The organism is Spirulina subsalsa PCC 9445 (assembly GCF_000314005.1).
Lineage (GTDB): Bacteria > Cyanobacteriota > Cyanobacteriia > Cyanobacteriales > Spirulinaceae > Spirulina_A > Spirulina_A subsalsa.
This window is the reverse complement of sequence record NZ_JH980292.1, coordinates 4,022,809-4,037,421: the sequence shown is the minus strand read 5'-3', so window position 1 is coordinate 4,037,421 and position 14,613 is coordinate 4,022,809. Positions and strand designations below refer to the sequence as shown.

Genomic DNA, 14,613 nt, shown 5'->3' with positions numbered 1-14,613 from the left:
ATATAACCCTAGGCTTGAATTATGAAAAACGATGAATATGGCTATTTTTTCCGGCATCAACATTTTTATTATAGATGATCAGCCTGCTAATCTTCAGGTGTTATCTGCTGTGCTGCAAAATGCGGGGTTTCAGGTGTTTGTGGCACGGGATGCCAGAACGGGGATTAATAAAATAAAAAAAGTGAAGCCGGACTTAATTTTGCTGGATATTTTAATGCCAGAAATCGATGGTTTTGAGGCTTGTCGGGAGTTAAAATCTCACGCAGAAACCCAGGAAATTCCTGTCATTTTTATGACCGCTTTAGCGGAAAGTGTCGATAAAGTGAAGGGGCTAAAATTAGGGGCGGTAGATTATATCACGAAACCCTTTCAACATGATGAAATATTAGCCAGAATTAACAATCACTTAAAAGTTTATCACCTCACGCAACAATTGAAGGAACAAAATCGTAAATTACAGGAAGAAATTGCCAAAAACCGGGTACAAAATTCTACGATTGCTGGGTCTATTAATGCCATTGCTTTGGCGGATTTGCAAGGTCGTTTAACTTATGTTAATAGTGCATTTCTCAAAATGTGGGGATATGAGCAAGCGAGTGAAGTTGTAGGACGGTCGGCGGATTCGTTCTGGCAGGAGCCTGAAGCGGCTCAAAAGGTTATCATAGCCTTAATGCGCGATCGCACTTGGTCGGGCGAACTGACGGGGAAAAAGAACAATTATCAGTGGTTACAGGAGGAGTTATTTAACGTTCAAGTCGTCGCCAACTTAATCACCGATACTGAAGACCAGCCCCTGTGCTTTATGGCGGCCTTTTTGGATATTACCCCTTACCAAAAGACCGAAACGGCCTTACAGGAGACAGAAGAATGCTTACAGCGTATCATTGCCACAGTTGCCAATGGAATTATTATTGTAGATAAAGAGGGCAAAGTATTATTTGTCAATCCGGCTGCCGAACAACTGTTAGGTCGTTCCTCTCAGAAGTTATTAAACACGATTTGGGGCGTTCCTATGGTGACGGGAAATTCTACAGAAATCGCCCTATATCGACCCGATAACACCCTAGCTATTGTGGATATGCGGGTGGTCGAATTACCTTGGGAAGAAAATACGGCCTATTTAGCCTCCCTGACTGATATTACAGCCCGCAAACAAACGGAAGAGCGCTTAAAAATCCTCTCCCAAGCTTGTGAACAAAGTCCGGCCTCAATTGTGATTACCAACTCCGAGGGAGACATTGAGTATGTTAACCCGAAATTTGAGCGGGTAACAGGGTATAAAGCGGAAGAAGTGATCGGCAAAAACCCTCGTATTCTCAAATCTGGTTTTACCAGTGAGGAAGAATATCAAATGCTGTGGGACACGATTACTGAAGGGTTAGAATGGCATGGGGAGTTCCAGAATAAACGGAAAGACGGTCAATTATTTTGGGAAAAGGCCTCTATTTCGCCCATTCGGGATGAAAACGATGTGATTACCCATTTTGTCGCGGTGAAAGAAGATATTACCGCCCAAAAAGAAACGGCGGCCATTCTCTTCCATCAGGCCAAATACGACGCGCTAACGGACTTACCCAATCGGTTTTTAGCTCATGATCGGATGCACCAAGCGATCGCCCAAGCGGAACGCAAAAATAAACGAGTGGCGGTGATGTTTGTGGACTTAGACCACTTTAAAAACATTAACGACACCTTGGGTCATGCCATGGGGGATCATTTGCTGATGTTAGCGGCTCAACGGCTATTAGATGCCCTGCGCAGTGGGGACACCGTGGCGCGCTTGGGGGGGGATGAATTTTTGATTATTTTGCCCGATATTGAACAACCTTTTGCTTGTAAGGCGATCGCACAAAAAATTCTCGATATCCTCAATCAGCCCTTTGATCTCGGCGGAGAGGAAGTCTGTCTATCTGGCAGTATAGGCATCGCCATCTATCCCGACGATGCCTTAGATATTGGGGGCTTAATGAGTCATGCTGATGCCGCCATGTACTGCGCCAAGCAGGCCGGGCGAAATCTCTTCAAATTCTTTACCAACAGCATGAACGAAGCCGCCCAACGGCGCATCCGCTTGGAAAACCATCTGCGTCACGCCTTAGCCAATCAGGAAATTTCAGTATACTATCAACCCTTTATTCATCTCGCCTCCGGCGTTGTCGTTGGGGCAGAAGCCCTCATGCGTTGGAATAGTCCAGAATTAGGCATGGTGCGCCCCGATCACTTTATCCCCGTCGCCGAAGAAAGCGGCCTGATTAATCCCCTCGGGGAGTGGATCACCTCCCAGGCCTGTCAGGCGGCCATGACTTGGCGAGAAATCACCGGATATGAACTATGGGTAGCCGTGAATATGTCCCCTCGGCAGTTTCGAGATCACGGCCTCGTGGATGCCATTACTAACGCCTTAAGTGACAGTGGTTTACCCGGTCATTGTTTAGAGTTAGAAATTACAGAACGCTTGCTGATGGAAGATGTACCGGGGGCCAATGAGATGATCCAAGACTTGACCCGTCTGGAGTTACGCCTTTCCATCGATGACTTCGGCACAGGGTACTCCTCCCTGAGTTACCTAAAGCGCTTCCCCTTTACAGTGTTAAAAATTGATAAGTCTTTCATCACGGATATTCCCCATGATCCTGAAGCCGTGTCCCTCGTGAAAACTATCATTGCGATGGCGCATGGTTTACATTTGCGCGTCATTGCTGAAGGGGTGGAAACCTTGCAACAACTAGAGTTTTTATATCAAGAAGGCTGCGATTATGCCCAAGGGTATTGGTTTAGTCCCCCTCTAGCGGCCGATCGGTTTCAATGGTATTTGACCCAACAAATGGGTCAACAAACCGATCCTCTGAAGACCCTACAATCTCACAATTTGGAGCATTTGATGACTATTTCGCCTTCAATTCAGGTTCGGCATAGGGAATAGGGAAGAGGCAAAAGCTGGACAAAGTATCCCATTCAAGCAAATGGGGGAGGGGATGGATGCCGAATAATTCTCAGTTTACAGTTTTAATCGGATAAGGATCAAATGTAATGATCCAACCGTCCTTAATTAAAGCATTTTTCACAGCTTCATGATAAGTATCTTTTGCGGCCATTATCCTCCTTTTCTGTCCGTCGGAACACTCCCAACTTACCCACCTGACTCAAGCGATCGCAAAATCCGTAAATTTCCGACTCTCTGGGTCATGGAACGCCAAAACAATATCCTCTTTCGGCACTCCCTCCCTTAATAACTCAGTCGCTATTCCCTCCTCCGTCCAATCCTCCTCAAAGCTGGTTTTTAAGCATTGATGAGGTAATTAAAAAATCAAAATATATCAATCAATAATAATTAAAAATATTATGAGTCAAAATATTATGAGTCAAACAGATGACGATAAATTAATAGCTGAAATTAAGAAATATTGGGACTTATCATCAAAAAGAGTCGGAAAACTTATACAACGTTTTGATGGTGTTTGGCACTATGGAGTTGCTTTATCAGATGATTATGGAATTTCTTGGGGGCCAAATAAACAAGGTGCACTTTACTATAAGGGTAGTCTTGCGATTCATACAATTGAAAAATAATTTGAAGATGCTGTTTTAAATGCTTACTTAAACTATGATGAAATATTAGCTAATCTGATAGCTTCTGTTCATGCTTTTCATAATAAATGGCATTATGGTATACAAGGATGGAATTGTGAACATTGGGCTAGATTAGTTGTTAGTGAAAATCCTATATCTTATCAAACAAAAAAAGTGTTATTTGGTATTTTTGATTTAGGATCTTTAAATTATCGAAGTGAAGCAATAGAAGAATTGAATAAGTTTAAAGTTTAAAGTTTTTGGCGTTGGTGAATTAGGGTAAGATCGCTCTGTGGGAGAGTTTGGGGTGCGATCGCTCTTTGTGGGGGAGTTTTAAGGTGCGATCGCTTGTTTGGGGAGATTGAGGTGCGATCTCCAGAGATCCGCATAGCGGTGCGCTTTTTGAGGGGAGTTTGAGATATGTATTATTAAATACTTGACAAAATAAGCAATCATCATTTAGGATCGGGGTAGAAAGTAAACGGGTTAAATTTTTGAAAAAAATTATAACGCCGTATCCAGGGTGAAATATCCCTGGGCTAGTCTTTTTTATAGCCTTTATATGAGTGCTTTTTGGTCAGAACAAACTTTTAAAGAAATTTGCCAATGTTTAGGGATTCCCCGCGATCATCCCATAGAAGCACAAATCAAACAATTTCTTAAATATTGTAATCATGATCGTTTAAAATTAGTTGCTCGTCAACTTAAAAAAGAAAGAAAAAATATTAAAATTAATAAAACGAGAACTGATCTAACAGATAGAGAAAAAGCATTATTACAACCTGATAGAATTTGGGGAATGCTTAAGTCAGGTTATAATGAATCATTGCGAGAATATGCTTTTCTTTATTTAGCTTTTAATACTTTAGAAGATAGTTTAAGATGTGCGGTAGATGAACATTATAGTAATCATTTTAATAATTCTGATTGGTATAAAGATAGGAAAAATTATTCTTGTTTTTTAATTAAAAAATCTAAACCAGACACCTTAGATAAATTAGAAAAAAAGAAAAATAGTCAATATTTTTTAAATAAGTTATCTTTTGCCGAGGTAAGTTCATTTATTTATGATGTTAAAGCTTGGGATCAGTATCAAACTAAAATAATATTTGAAAATAAAAAAATTTAGAAGAAAGAAACCAATCATTAACTAATTTAACTCGATGTAATGTTTTTGAAAAACTGATGATTTTATCATGGAGAAGAAACTCAGTTTATCATCATAACTTAATTGGCAAAGAATATGAATCTCCTCAAGGGGAAGGATGTGTAAATTCAACGAATAAATATTATGATGGAACTTTTAGTAATACTAGAGATCGCACTTATGAAATTCTTAGATATTTAGATTTAAAACCTAAATTAGTTATGGAAAGAATTATTGGCAATTCAGAAAATTTACCTTTGATTATTATATCTCCTTGATGCGATCGCTTTGTAGGGGAGATTGGGGTGCGATCGCTCTTTGTGGGGGAGTTTTAAGGTGCGATCGCTCTCTAACTTGGGCATCTCACTTTCAGGAACAACCCGGCCAAAATTCTCAAACCCTTCAATCTCATTGAAGTTGAGATAACGGTATAAATCCCCCTTAAAGGGGTCAACTTTTTCCGCCACAATAGTCATATATTCCTCAACTCGTCAAAATCCCCCCTCAACTTACCCACCTAACTCAAGCAATAGCAAAATCCGTAAATTTCCGACTCTCTGGGTCATGAAACGCCAACACAATGTCCCCTTTCGGTACTCCCTCCCTTACCAACTCAGTCGCTATTCCCTCCTCAGTCCAATCCTCCTCAATGTAAATTTTCTCATTTTTAATCCGGACATAAATTGAAATTGCTTTTACCCTTCTCCTATCATGCCAACCAATATCAAACCACAAATACTGGTCTGTATTTTCATCAAAAGCTAATACAGTTTCAACACCAGAAATATTAGGAGTCCGACTGGCGATTTGATGGTACTCTGTTAAGATTTTTTTAATGATTAAACGATAGTTATTTAATTTGTCCATTGTATGATGACTTCCTTGTTAATATCAATCACTAAAAGTAAAACTTGATATTTCTCTATTACAAGTTTGATTCCCGCTCTCTGGAAAAAGGTTTCATAAATTTCTTTTTCAATAGTCAAGTAAAGAAAATAATCGGGATGTATTGTAGAGAGCAAGGTTTGATATAAAATATATTGCCCTAAAGCACATTGAAACTCATGAACGGGAGAATGACCTAAAAAGCTTTTGATTTCAACGATAATATTAGTGTCTTCTTTTTGGGCAGCAAGCAACTTTTTTCCGGCTAAATCAGCAAATAAATTTAATCCTTCATATCTAATTGTATAAGGGTCGTGAGTAATTTCCCATCCATCCTTAATAAGAGCATTTTTGAATCCATCATGGTAAATATCCTTCGCTGGCATTTTTTTAAAATTATAGTGGGTGAGCCGTAGCCCACCCTAATCATTATACTACTATACCCCAACCTCCTCTAACTTAGGCATCTCACTTTCAGGAACAACCCGACCAAAATTCTCAAATCCTTCAATCTCATTGAAGTTGAGATAACGGTATAAATCCCCCTTAAATGGGTCAACTTTTTCCGCCACAATGCTCAGATATTCCTCAACTGTGGGAATCTTACCTAACAAGGCACAAACGGCCGCCAACTCCGCAGAACCGAGATACACTCGCGCACCTTTCCCCATACGATTATTGAAATTACGAGTTGAGGTAGAAAACACCGTCGCATTATCTTCTACCCGTGCTTGGTTCCCCATACAAAGAGAACATCCCGGCATTTCTGTCCGCGCACCTGCGGCCGCGAAAATACCATAAACTCCCTCTTCTCGTAACTGTTCTTCATCCATCCGGGTGGGAGGACAAACCCATAAAACCGACTTAATTCGTCCGGCTCCTTCTAAAATCTTCGCCGCAGCGCGATAATGACCAATATTGGTCATACAAGAGCCAATAAACACCTCGTCCACTTTATCCCCGGCACATTCACTCATTAACTTGACATTATCCGGGTCATTGGGAGCGGCAACAATGGGTTCTTTAATCTCATTTAAATTCACCTCAAGGGTGTCTACATATTCCGCGTCAGGGTCAGCAGACATTAGGCTAGGATTGGCTAACCATTGCTCCATTTTGGCGATACGACGTAAGAGGGTATGAGCATCTTGATAACCCCGTGCAATCATGTTTTTCATTAACACGATATTCGACCGCAAATATTCCGCTACGGTTTCTTCACTGAGTTTGATGGTACTGCCAGAACAAGAGCGTTCTGCGGTTGCGTCTGTGAGTTCAAAGGCCTGTTCTACCTTCAAATCGGGTAAACCTTCCATTTCCATGATGCGGCCGTTGAAAACGTTGATTTTGTTCTCTTTGCCGACGGTGAGTTTCCCTTGCTGCATGGCAACCCAAGGAATGGCGTTCACAATGTCGCGCAGGGTGACTCCGGGTTGTAATTCGCCCGTAAATTTAACTAACACGGATTCTGGCATATCTAAAGGCATCACCCCTAAAGCGGCGGCAAAGGCCACTAAACCGGAACCGGCAGGGAAGGAAATTCCGAGGGGAAAACGGGTGTGAGAGTCGCCCCCAGTGCCTACGGTGTCGGGGAGTAACATCCGGTTTAACCAGGAGTGGATGATGCCGTCTCCCGGACGTAGGGCTACCCCGCCCCGAGTGGAGAAGAAGTCGGGTAACTCTTTGTGGGTTTTGATGTCTACGGGTTTGGGGTAGGCGGCGGTGTGACAGAAGGTTTGCAGGGTTAAGTCGGCATTGAACCCTAAACAGGCTAACTCTTTTAATTCATCCCGGGTCATCGGGCCGGTGGTGTCTTGGGAACCGACGGTGGTCATGATGGGTTCACAGGAGGTTCCGGGTCGCACTCCTTCTAAACCGCAGGCTTTCCCGACCATTTTCTGGGCGAGGGTGAAGCCTTTGCCTGTGTCTTCTGGCAGGGAAGGACGGACAAAGAGGGGGGTAGGTTCTAGGCCCAAGGCTTGTCGGGCTTTATCGGTGAGGGCGCGGCCAATGAGGAGGGGAATCCGTCCTCCGGCGCGGACTTCATCAAGGATGGTTTCGGGTTTTAATTGGAAGGTGGAAATAGTGTCCCCGGTTTCGTTGGTGATTTTGCCTTCGTAGGGGTAAATGGTGATGACATCTCCTGTATTGAGTTGGGTGACATCACATTCAATGGGGAGTGCGCCGGAGTCTTCGGCGGTGTTGAAGAAGATGGGGGCGATTTTTCCTCCTAAGATATAGCCGCCGGCCCGTTTGTTGGGGACGAAGGGGATGTCATGGCCGATGTGCCAGAGGACGGAGTTGATGGCGGATTTACGGGAGGAACCGGTTCCGACGACATCGCCGACGTAGGCGACGGGATGGCCTTTGGCTTTGAGTTGGGCAATGGTTTCTAGACCATCGGGCATTTTTGACTCCAGCATGGCGAGGGCGTGGAGGGGAATGTCTGGCCGGGTGGTGGCGTGGGGGGCGGGGGAAAGGTCGTCGGTGTTGGTTTCGCCGGGGACTTTAAAGACGGTGACGGTGATGGTTTCGGGGACTTTGGGTTTATTGAGGAACCAGTCTCCCTCAGCCCAGGCGTCTACGACTTGTTTGGCGTGGGGGTTGATGTCGGAGAGTGCTAAAACCTCGTTGAAGGCATCAAAGACTAAAAGGGTTTTGCTGAGGGTGTTGGCGGCTTCGGCGGCAAGGCTGCTGTCTCTGGATTTGAGCAGGTCTACTAGGGATTGCACATTATAGCCGCCTATCATGGTTCCGAGGAGGTCTACTGCGCCTTGGTGGGAGATGAGGGGACATTCAATTTCTCCTTTAGCAATGGCGGTGAGGAAGCCTGCTTTAACGTAGGCGGCTTCATCGACTCCGGGGGGTACGCGGTCTCGCAGAAGCATCAAGAGTTCTTCTTTTTCGGCTTCGGGTGGGTTTTTGAGGAGTTCACAGAGTTGGGCGGTTTGTTGGGCGTTGAGGGGGAGGGGGGGAATGCCGAGTTGGGCGCGTTCTGCGGCGTGTTGGCGGTATTCTTGGAGCATTGATTCTTATATTCTCCTCTAGTGTGTTCTATTTGCTATTTTATTGTAAGGGGTGGGCTAGGGGAGTTACTGGGGAACGGTCTTAGTTTTTTAAGGATTAGCTAATATGGAATGATAATCCGTTGCATCTCAATTCGCCGTAGTTCAGGGTTGAGGATAAGGATGGGGGCTTAAGTGATTTTTCGAGGGTGTATTTGGGGTTAGATTCCCGTCAAGAATGGCTCAAAATGTAGCCAAGACGTTTGGACTTTTGGACGGGGATTTATGGGTGAGGAAAAGGGTAAAAGCAAGGATCTGAGATGTTGGGAAGGTGCGATCGCCAATTAAGTCTGCGGGTGATCGGTGGCGGGTGTCCTTGAAGTCTCACCTCTGGAATGGGAGGGGGCGATCGCATAATTTGCCCTAGAAACCATCCTCAAAACAAGCTAGACTAATTCATCTCCTATTGTCACTCCATACAGGACTCAAAACATGGCAATTCTGGCAGGATACACCGACTTTGTGGCACTTCACAAAAGCTTAAACTCCCAAGTCTACCGCGCAGTACGACACAATGATCAACAAGCGGTTATCTTAAAATTTCTCAGTCAAGACTATCCCACCCCAGAACAAATCTGTCGCTACAAACAGGAATACCATCTCACCCATCAACTGGATTCTCCCCACATCATTAAAGCTTACGACCTCACACCTTGGCAAAATAGTTATGTAATTACATTTGAAGATTTCGGCGGCATTTCCTTAAGAGAATGGCTTAACAATCGCCCCCCCTTAAGCCTACTAGAATTTTTCCCCTTAGCCCTTGCCATTACCAACAGTCTCGACGCTATCCACAGTCAACAGATTATTCACAAAGATATTAATCCTAGCAACATTGTCTATAATCCCGAAACCCAAGTTTTAAAAATTATTGACTTTGGCATTGCTACCCAACTCAACCGAGAAAATCCTACCCTAAAAAATCCCCGCATTCTCGAAGGAACACTAGCCTATATTTCCCCCGAACAAACCGGACGAATGAACCGAGAGTTAGATTATCGCAGTGATTTTTATTCTCTCGGGATTACCTTTTATGAAATGCTCACCGGAAGCGTTCCCTTTCGGACTCAAGACCCCCTAGAATTAGTTTATAGCCACATTGCCCAATCTCCTCCTCCCCTTGCTCTCCCTCATCCCCTACCAGATATTATTGCCAAGTTAATGGCAAAAAATGCCGAAGATCGTTATCAAAGTAGTTATGGATTAAAGGTCGATTTAGAAACCTGTTATCAACAACTGAGAACCATTCAAACTTTAACCCCTTTTCCTTTAGCCCAACAAGATATTTCAGACCGTTTCCAAATTCCGCAAAAACTCTATGGGAGAGAACAAGAAATCCAGACTCTTGTAAAAGCCTTTGAACAAGTTACCCAGTCCTCTGAGGTAGAAAACAACACCACCCTAATGTTAGTCGCAGGTTATTCAGGCATTGGCAAATCATCCCTCGTCCAAGAGTTATTTAAACCCATTACAGCCCATCGTGGTTATTTTATTAACGGAAAATTTGATCAATTTCAACGGAATATTCCTTACTCAGCTATTGTAGAAGCTTTTCGGGATTTAATTGGGCAACTTTTAGCGGAAAGTGAAGATCAATTAAAAGAGTGGCAAGAGAAAATAATGGCGGCTGTTGGCAATAATGGTCAAATGATTGTTGAGGTCATTCCTGAACTAGAACTGATCATCGGACAACAGCCAGAATTACCAAGCATGAGTCCGGCAGAGCGTCAAAATCGTTTTAATTTGGTGTTTCTTAAATTTATTCAAACTTTTACACAATCAGAACATCCATTAGTTCTATTTTTAGATGATTTGCAATGGGCAGATCGGGCATCTTTGCGCTTGATGATTTTATTAATGGACGGCATTCAATCAGGGTTGTTTTTAATCGGTGCTTATCGAGATAACGAGGTTTTTGCAGGACATCCCTTAGTAACAACTCTAGCCAACATTCGAGAAGGAAAAGCTAAAGTTGAACAGATTACCTTAAGTCCTTTAGGCGAAGGGCAGATCATGGAATTAATAGAGGACAGTTTAAACTGTTCTGCTAGTCTAGTCCAGCCCTTAGCTCAACTGCTGTTACAAAAAACAGAAGGAAATGCGTTTTTTGTCAAAGAGTTTTTGACCTCCTTAGTAGCAGAAAATTTAGTTTATTTTGATAGAAAAACTAGAACGTGGTCTTGGAATTTAAAATCAATACAAGCTCGTGATATTACCAGCAATGTAGTAGAGTTAATGACTCAGAAGATTAAAAAGTTGAGAACTAATACTCAAAATTTATTGCAAATTGCGGCTTGTATTGGCAATCAATTTGATTTAAAAATTCTAGCCTGTACTCATCAAAGTTCTTTAGCTGAGACAGCAATATATCTCAAAGATGCCATTCAGTTAGGCTTAATTATTTCTTTGGAAAATAGCGAAAAATTAGAACGAGTGCTAGAACTAATTTCTGAGGATAATTCTGAGCATTTTTCATTACCTGAATATAAATTCGTTCATGACAGAGTACAACAAGCTGCCTATTCTTTATTGTCGGAAACAACTCGGCAAGAAGTTCATCAACGGATTGGTCAGGTGTTAATGGAAGAAACATCAGAATCCGAGGGAGATGATAAAATTTTTGATATTGTCAATCAATTGAACTTAGCGATTAATTTAATTGAAGGACAAAAGGAAAAATATCAACTGGCTGAGTTGAACTTAAAAGCCGCGCAGAAAGCCAAGATATCCAATGCTTATACAGCTAGTGCTGATTATGTGCAAGTGGCTCTAGCACTATTGGGAGAGCAAGGTTGGCACAACTATTATGATAGGCAAATCGAAGCTTATACTTTAGGGATAGAAACAGCCTACTTAAGGGGAGAGTTTGACCTAATGAATGGGCTGATTGACACAGCAATAAATCAAGCAAAAACCCTATTAGATAAACTGCGGATTGTTGAAATCCAGATTCTTGCACTCATTGCCCAAATTAAATTAACAGAAGCCATTGAGGTAGGCATAGAGATTTTAAAAGAACTTAAGATTTACTTTCCGAATAATCCCAATAAACGCCATATTCTATGGGGATTTTTAAAAACGAAACGGCTGCTCCTAGGAAAAAAAGTTGAGAATTTAGCCAATTTACCACCGATGACTGATCCCTATCAACTGGCAACGATGAAAATATTAGTCGCTCTGATTGCCTCTGCCTATCGTTCGGGATCTTTGTTGATGCCTTTAATTATTTTTGAACAGATTAATCTATCTGTGCGCTATGGAAATAGCTTAGAGTCTATTGTCGTCTATGCTAATTATGGTCTATTTCTTTGCGGATTTGTTGAACAATTTGATCTGGGCTATCAATTTAGTGAATTGGCGTTAAAGTTGCTTGAAAAATATCAGGCTAATATCATGAAAGCTAAGGTCTATTTTTTGACTAATTTTTTTATAAGACATTGGAAAATTAGCTTAAAAGAGATAATTCCTTGGGGGATAGAAGGTTATCAAAGCGGTCTAGAAACAGGGGATTTTGAATATGGTTCTTATTCTACTTATGTAGATTGGGGTCATAGCTATTTAGTGGGTCAAAATTTAGAAGAAATTAATATTAAGCTAACACATTATGTTGAGATTACCCAAACGTTTAATCAGGAGTCTATGCTGTTTAATGCAAAAATCTATCGTCAAGCCGTGCTAGATTTATTACAAGATAATCCTAAATTTCACTTTCTAGAAGGCTCGTCTTTTAGTATAAAAGCAGAACTCAATGATTTGCTGGACAAGCGAGAGTTTTATGCTATTTTTTGCATTTATTTCAACCTCCTCTTCATTCATTTTCTGCTAGGTGATTACACACAAGCTAATCAAAATGGAGAACTGGCAAAATACTATGCTCAAGGGGCGATTGGCTGTGTTAAGTTGGTTTACTTTTGTTTTTATCACACTTTAACTAGACTAGCGTTATTAAAACAGGGTTGTTCTCCGGGGCAACGTCAAATTTTCTTCAAGGAGATTCGTCAAAGTCTTAAAAAGTTAAAAAAATGGGCTAAAAATGCGCCAGATAATCACCAACATAGATATTGGTTAGTGCGGGCTGAGTTATGTAATATCAATCACCAAGATAGTCAAGCCATAGAATGGTATGACCAAGCTATTGCTTGGGCGAAGGAAAAGGACTATCCCCATGAATTGGCGATCGCCTACGAACTCGCCGGAGAGTTCTATTTAGCCCGTAGTAAGGAGTTAACGGCGATCGCCTATCTCAAAGAAGCCTACTATTACTATCAACTCTGGGGCGCTCGTCTAAAAGTGGTTCAGATGGAACAAAAATATCCCCGTTTTTTAGGCAATCAAGCCCAATCTTCTTATCCCCTCACCACTCACCTGACAACCAATAGTTTAGGACAAACCTTAGATATTAAAACCTTTGTTAAAGCATCAGAAACCATTGCCCGTGAACTTCTATTAGATGAACTACTTTCTCAGTTAATGCGGCTTTTGATTGAAAACGCAGGCGCACAAAAAGGATATTTGATTTTAGAAGATCGTGGTAAACTCTTAATAGAAGCCGAAGGAACAACCGAGCATAAAAATATCGTACTATTTCGCTCAACTCCCATCAAAGAAAGTAAAAAACTTGCTGAATCCATTATTTACTATGTCGCACGAACTCAAGAAAGTATCGTGTTAAATAATGCCATGCAGGAGGAACGCTTTAACCAAGATCCCTATATCAAAGCCCAGCAGCCTCAGTCTATCTTATGTAGTCCCTTAGTCAATCAAGGAAAATTAGTCGGTGTGATTTATCTGGAAAACAACTTAGCCATCGGGGCATTTACCCCAGAGCGCATTGTCTTAATTAACCTGCTTTCCACCCAAGCCGCCATCTCCCTAGAAAAAGCTCGTTTATACCAAGAACAAGCCCAACTCAATCAAGCCTTAGAACGCTTTGTTCCTAGCCAATTTTTAGACCTGCTCAACAAACAGAGTATTACAGATATTCAACTAGGGGATCAAGTAGAACGGAAAATGACCGTATTATTTGCCGATATCCGTCACTTCACCCGCCTTTCCGAACAAATGAATCCTGCGGAAAATTTTGCCTTTATTAATCAATATCTCGCTTGTATGGAACCCCTCATTCAAGCCAATCATGGATTTATTGATAAGTACATTGGAGATGCGATTATGGCACTATTTCCCCAACAGCCAGATGATGCCGTGCGGGGAGCATTGGGGATGTTGCGCGCCTTAGCCGACTATAATCAAACCTATCCCCAGTCCTCCCCCTTAGAGATTGGTATTGGGTTACATACAGGGTCTTTAATGTTGGGAACAGTGGGCAGTCCAAGACGAATGGATGGTACAGTCATTGGGGATGCGGTCAATCTATCCGCTCGGGTAGAAACCTTAACCAAAACCTACGGGGTGTCTTTACTCATTACCCATCAAACCCTAGCACAATTAGATGATCCCTTAGCCTATGATGTCCGCTTCATAGAACAAGTGAAAGTGAAAGGAAAAAGTATCGCCGTGGGCTTGTTTGAGGTGTTTTCAGCCGATGGGCGGGAGTTGTACGAGGCGAAAAAAGCCACAAAAGAATGGTTTGAGCAGGGGGTGTTACTGTTCTATCAAGGGCTAATGGAGGAGGCTTCTGGGCTGTTTAAGCGGTGTCTGAGAGAACATTCGGGAGATAGACCCGCCCAGTATTACCTTAAACGGTGCGATCGCCTTTTCCCCAAAAACTGAGAAGCCCCACACCCGACCAACCCCCTCCAAGCCCATCACACTTATAGTTATGTTGAGAATTTCTACACACTTCTTAACAATGTCGCTAAGGAAGCCGGAAACAGTTTAATCTAAAAGCTGACCAAAACTGATAAAGATTCCTTTAATCAGCAGACTATAGGCTATCAACCCTGAACCTATCCCCCGAATACAACTCGGAGGATAACGAAGTACCAA

At 42.3% G+C, this 14,613-nt stretch carries 10 protein-coding genes and 2 pseudogenes; 5 read left to right on the top strand and 7 right to left on the bottom strand.

The genetic code is table 11. The annotated features are described in order from the left end of the window. The first annotated feature begins 31 nt into the window (after window positions 1-31). Window positions 32-2,923, top strand: a complete 2,892-nt coding sequence (locus SPI9445_RS26100; RefSeq protein ID WP_202803725.1) for an EAL domain-containing protein — start codon at window positions 32-34, stop codon at window positions 2,921-2,923. 82 nt (window positions 2,924-3,005) lie between these two features. Here SPI9445_RS26100 and SPI9445_RS28830 read toward each other — a convergent pair. After that, window positions 3,006-3,095, bottom strand: a pseudogene (locus tag SPI9445_RS28830) (element excision factor XisH family protein); the annotation flags it as partial. Between the two features lie 48 nt (window positions 3,096-3,143). Beyond that, a pseudogene (locus SPI9445_RS31705) lies at window positions 3,144-3,281 on the bottom strand (element excision factor XisI family protein); the annotation flags it as partial. Between the two features lie 61 nt (window positions 3,282-3,342). Here SPI9445_RS31705 and SPI9445_RS0118355 point away from each other — a divergent pair. Continuing rightward, on the top strand, window positions 3,343-3,570 hold the full coding sequence (locus SPI9445_RS0118355) for a hypothetical protein (protein WP_017306236.1): 228 nt from the start codon (window positions 3,343-3,345) through the stop codon (window positions 3,568-3,570). Window positions 3,571-3,903: 333 nt separating this feature from the next. On the opposite strand, the gene SPI9445_RS31700 is transcribed toward SPI9445_RS0118355, so the two are convergent. Next, window positions 3,904-4,029: a hypothetical protein gene (locus tag SPI9445_RS31700; protein ID WP_272943240.1), complete on the bottom strand. Its 126-nt coding sequence runs from the start codon at window positions 4,027-4,029 to the stop codon at window positions 3,904-3,906. Between the two features lie 103 nt (window positions 4,030-4,132). On the opposite strand from SPI9445_RS31700, the gene SPI9445_RS27080 reads away from it, so the two are divergent. Both SPI9445_RS27080 and SPI9445_RS31165 read left to right on the top strand, forming a co-directional pair. Then, a complete protein-coding gene (locus SPI9445_RS27080) occupies window positions 4,133-4,699 on the top strand; it encodes a hypothetical protein (RefSeq protein ID WP_017306235.1) in 567 nt (188 codons plus the stop codon). Window positions 4,700-4,755: 56 nt separating this feature from the next. After that, the gene (locus SPI9445_RS31165) at window positions 4,756-4,995 is read left to right on the top strand and encodes a hypothetical protein (protein WP_202803724.1); all 240 of its coding nucleotides are present in this window, start codon (window positions 4,756-4,758) and stop codon (window positions 4,993-4,995) included. On the opposite strand, the gene SPI9445_RS0118345 is transcribed toward SPI9445_RS31165, so the two are convergent. The 4 genes from SPI9445_RS0118345 to acnB are packed head-to-tail and all read right to left on the bottom strand — an operon-like array spanning window position 4,969 to window position 8,628. Continuing rightward, window positions 4,969-5,193 carry a hypothetical protein gene (locus tag SPI9445_RS0118345; protein WP_017306234.1) on the bottom strand — a complete coding sequence of 75 codons (225 nt, stop codon included), beginning with the start codon at window positions 5,191-5,193 and terminating at the stop codon, window positions 4,969-4,971. The genes SPI9445_RS31165 and SPI9445_RS0118345 overlap by 27 nt on opposite strands. A 46-nt stretch (window positions 5,194-5,239) precedes the next feature. Further along, window positions 5,240-5,584, bottom strand: coding sequence for a XisI protein (locus SPI9445_RS0118340; protein WP_017306233.1), 345 nt, complete (start codon window positions 5,582-5,584; stop codon window positions 5,240-5,242). Then, entirely contained in the window at window positions 5,572-5,988 is a 417-nt protein-coding gene (locus tag SPI9445_RS0118335; RefSeq protein ID WP_017306232.1) for a XisH family protein, read from the bottom strand. The genes SPI9445_RS0118340 and SPI9445_RS0118335 overlap by 13 nt, the downstream gene beginning before the upstream one ends. A 51-nt stretch (window positions 5,989-6,039) precedes the next feature. Next, window positions 6,040-8,628 carry a bifunctional aconitate hydratase 2/2-methylisocitrate dehydratase gene (acnB, locus tag SPI9445_RS0118330; RefSeq protein WP_017306231.1) on the bottom strand — a complete coding sequence of 863 codons (2,589 nt, stop codon included), beginning with the start codon at window positions 8,626-8,628 and terminating at the stop codon, window positions 6,040-6,042. 471 nt (window positions 8,629-9,099) lie between these two features. Between acnB and SPI9445_RS0118325 the strand changes: the two genes are divergently transcribed. Continuing rightward, entirely contained in the window at window positions 9,100-14,397 is a 5,298-nt protein-coding gene (locus SPI9445_RS0118325) for an AAA family ATPase (protein ID WP_017306230.1), read from the top strand. Window positions 14,398-14,613 lie beyond the last annotated feature (216 nt).

Bases quoted from the DNA above. Each gene is read 5' to 3' on its own strand.
- SPI9445_RS26100 (WP_202803725.1), top strand. From the start codon at position 32: ATGAATATGGCTATTTTTTCCGGCATCAACATTTTTATTATAGATGAT.
- SPI9445_RS0118355 (WP_017306236.1), top strand. From the start codon at position 3,343: ATGAGTCAAAATATTATGAGTCAAACAGATGACGATAAATTAATAGCT.
- SPI9445_RS31700 (WP_272943240.1), bottom strand. From the start codon at position 4,029: ATGATGATTGCTTATTTTGTCAAGTATTTAATAATACATATCTCAAAC.
- SPI9445_RS27080 (WP_017306235.1), top strand. From the start codon at position 4,133: ATGAGTGCTTTTTGGTCAGAACAAACTTTTAAAGAAATTTGCCAATGT.
- SPI9445_RS31165 (WP_202803724.1), top strand. From the start codon at position 4,756: ATGATTTTATCATGGAGAAGAAACTCAGTTTATCATCATAACTTAATT.
- SPI9445_RS0118345 (WP_017306234.1), bottom strand. From the start codon at position 5,193: ATGACTATTGTGGCGGAAAAAGTTGACCCCTTTAAGGGGGATTTATAC.
- SPI9445_RS0118340 (WP_017306233.1), bottom strand. From the start codon at position 5,584: ATGGACAAATTAAATAACTATCGTTTAATCATTAAAAAAATCTTAACA.
- SPI9445_RS0118335 (WP_017306232.1), bottom strand. From the start codon at position 5,988: ATGCCAGCGAAGGATATTTACCATGATGGATTCAAAAATGCTCTTATT.
- acnB (WP_017306231.1), bottom strand. From the start codon at position 8,628: ATGCTCCAAGAATACCGCCAACACGCCGCAGAACGCGCCCAACTCGGC.
- SPI9445_RS0118325 (WP_017306230.1), top strand. From the start codon at position 9,100: ATGGCAATTCTGGCAGGATACACCGACTTTGTGGCACTTCACAAAAGC.